This window comes from Streptomyces sp. CLV115, from assembly GCF_038448545.1.
GTDB classification, from domain to species: Bacteria; Actinomycetota; Actinomycetes; order Streptomycetales; family Streptomycetaceae; genus Streptomyces; species Streptomyces sanglieri.
Map to the genome: position 1 here is coordinate 1 of NZ_JBCEWQ010000327.1, position 2,568 is coordinate 2,568.

A 2,568-nucleotide genomic window follows, 5' to 3' on the forward strand; every position below is an offset into this window, starting at 1 on the left:
CGTGCCCCCCGTGCCCCCCGTGCCCCCGTCGAGGGAAGTCCTAGTTGGCCGGCTCGCTCGTGGCGTGGGTGTCCATGAGCTTGATGTCGCCGCCGGTGGCGTGGGTGTCCGTGAGCTTGATGTCGCCGCCGGTGGCGTGCGTGTCCTGGGTCGTCGCCGACCCGGTCTCGGCGCCGGTGGCGTGGGTGTCCTGCGGCTTGATGATCGGGTCGGTCTTCTTCTTTTCGCCCATGATGGTCATCTCCGTTGTGGCTGGCATGCTGCGTTGGAGGGGCCCGCCCAGCTGTTCCCCCGTGGACTGCCGGACGGGCCCCTGTCAGGGCCGCTCACCCTAATGGTTTGGCCGCTCATCGCCCCGTCTGCCCCCCGACACGACGGATCGACAGACATGAGCTTGCCGTCCGGCGATAAACGAACGATGAACGACCGGGCCCGGCCGGCGTCATGCCCGCTCGGGGGAGACCCGGGCAAGAAGGTCGCGGATCCCCGCCGCCTCGTCGGAACCGAGGTCGTCGTATATCGCGAGGGCTTCGCGCCAGCAGACCAGGGCCCGTCCGGACTGGCCTATCCCGTCGAGGGCGTGCCCGAGGACGGTGAGCACGTTTCCCCGGCGCCACTCCCCGCCGATGCCGCGCAGGACGGTCAGCGCCATCTCCGCCTTGGAGGCGGCCTGGGCCGCGTTGTCACCCACCAGATCCGCCTCCGCGAGGCGGAACAGGGTCATTCCTTCCCAGAGCCGCTGACGGCTGTCGCGGAAGACCTTCAGGGCCTCCAGGAAGCTGTCGGTCGCCTCGGAGAGCTCTCCGCACCGGGTCAACGCGATACCGAGTGCGTAGCGGGCATTGGCCCCCCGCAGCGTGTGCCCCAGGCCTTCGTAGATCTCGATGCCCTCACGCGCCAGAGCGACGGCGCTCGCCGTCCGGCCCATGGCCAGGTGGACCCGGGACAGGTTGCACAGCGCCGAAGCCTCTCCCGGGAGGTTCTCGCCGGTACGGAAGTCCTCTATCGCCTGAGTCAGGTACTTTTCGCCGTCCTCGTGGCGGCTCTGATAGATGGCGATGACCCCGAGGTGGTTGAGCGCCCAGCAGTTGGGAAGCGGATCGCGCCCGTCGTGCGACAACTCCACCACTTGGAGGGCTTCCTGATCGGCCTGGGCGAACCGGCCGGCACCCAGATGGGCGTTGCTCAATGTGACCAGGGCGCGCCGTTCGGCATGGCGGTCGTCGCACGTGCGGGCGGCACTCAGCATGAACGAGGCAGCGGCCTCGTACTGCTTGGAGTTCGCGCCGGACTCGGCGAGATCCAGCGCGGCCCACAGCAGGTCGATCGCCCGGCGGAGCACTTCGGGACCGGAGGACTGGCGCACGCACGCCAGCAACGGACCGGCTTCCGAATAGAGCCAGTCCTGGGCGTCGTGCCGGTCGGTGAACGACAGCCCCGTGTGCCCCGTCGGCTCCAGGTGGTCCACCAGCCGGTCGCCCGGCCGCTCCAGCGCGTACACCCCCGCCGCCGTCGCCAGATAGAAGTCCAGCAGCCGCGACAGCGCCGACTCCCGTTCCTCCAGGGGCTCCTCGCCCCGCTCCGCGCAGGAACGCGCGTAGAGGCGCACCAGGTCGTGGTAGCGGTAGCGGCCGGGGGCGGCCGACTCCACGAGGCTGGTGTCCACCAGGGCCTCCAGGAGGTCCTCCGCGGCATGTACGTCCAGGTTGAGCAGGGCGGCGGCGGCGGCCAGGGAGATGTCCGGGCCGTCCGCCAGGCCGAGGAGGCGGAAGGCGCGGGCCTGGGCGGGCTCCAGCTGGCCGTAGCCGAGCTCGAAGGTGGCCTTCACCGCGAGGTCGCCGGCCTGGAGCTCGTCGAGGCGGCGGCGCTCGTCGGCGAGCTTGGCGGCCAGGACGGAGACCGTCCAGGTGCGGCGGGCGGCCAGCCGGGAGGCGGCGATGCGGATGGCCAGCGGGAGGAAACCGCAGGCGGCGACCACGTCGAGGGCGGCCTCCCGCTCGGAGTTGATCCGCTCCTCGCCCACGATGCGGGTGAAGAGCTGGAGCGCCTCCTCGGGGGACATCACATCCAGGTCGACGAGGTGGGCGCCGGCCAGGTCGACCATGCGGACACGGCTGGTGACCAGGGCCGCGCAGCCCGCGGTGCCGGGCAGGAGGGGGCGGACCTGGGCCGCGTCGTGGGCGTTGTCGAGGAGGACCAGGATGCGGCGGCCGTCCAGCGTGGAGCGGTACAGCGCGGCGCGCTCGTCCGGGGAGTCCGGGATCGCCGAGTCCGCGGTGCCCAGGGCGCGCAGGAACGCGCCGAGGACCGTCTCCGGCTCCGCCGCCCGCGCCCCCGCGCCCTGGAGGTCCACGTACAGCTGCCCGTCCGGGAAGTGCTGGCGTGCCTGGTGGGCGACGTGCACGGCGAGGGTCGTCTTGCCGACGCCGCCGATCCCGGCCAGCGCCGAGACGGCCATCACCGACCCCTCGGCGGTCGCCAGCCGGTCGCCCAGTTCGCGTACGAAGGAGGCGCGGCCGGTGAAGTCCGGGACGGTGGCCGGGAGCTGGGCGGGGCGCACCGGGGCCG

The 2,568-nt window shown here is 72.1% G+C and carries 2 protein-coding genes; both read right to left on the bottom strand.

Features of this window, described 5'->3' with window-relative positions:
* Window positions 1–40 precede the first annotated feature (40 nt).
* A complete protein-coding gene (locus AADR41_RS41865; protein ID WP_342287693.1) occupies window positions 41–259 on the bottom strand; it encodes a hypothetical protein in 219 nt (72 codons plus the stop codon).
* Window positions 260–442: 183 nt separating this feature from the next.
* On the bottom strand, window positions 443–2,568 hold a 2,126-nt coding region (locus tag AADR41_RS41870; RefSeq protein WP_342287694.1), incomplete at its 5' end, for an ATP-binding protein.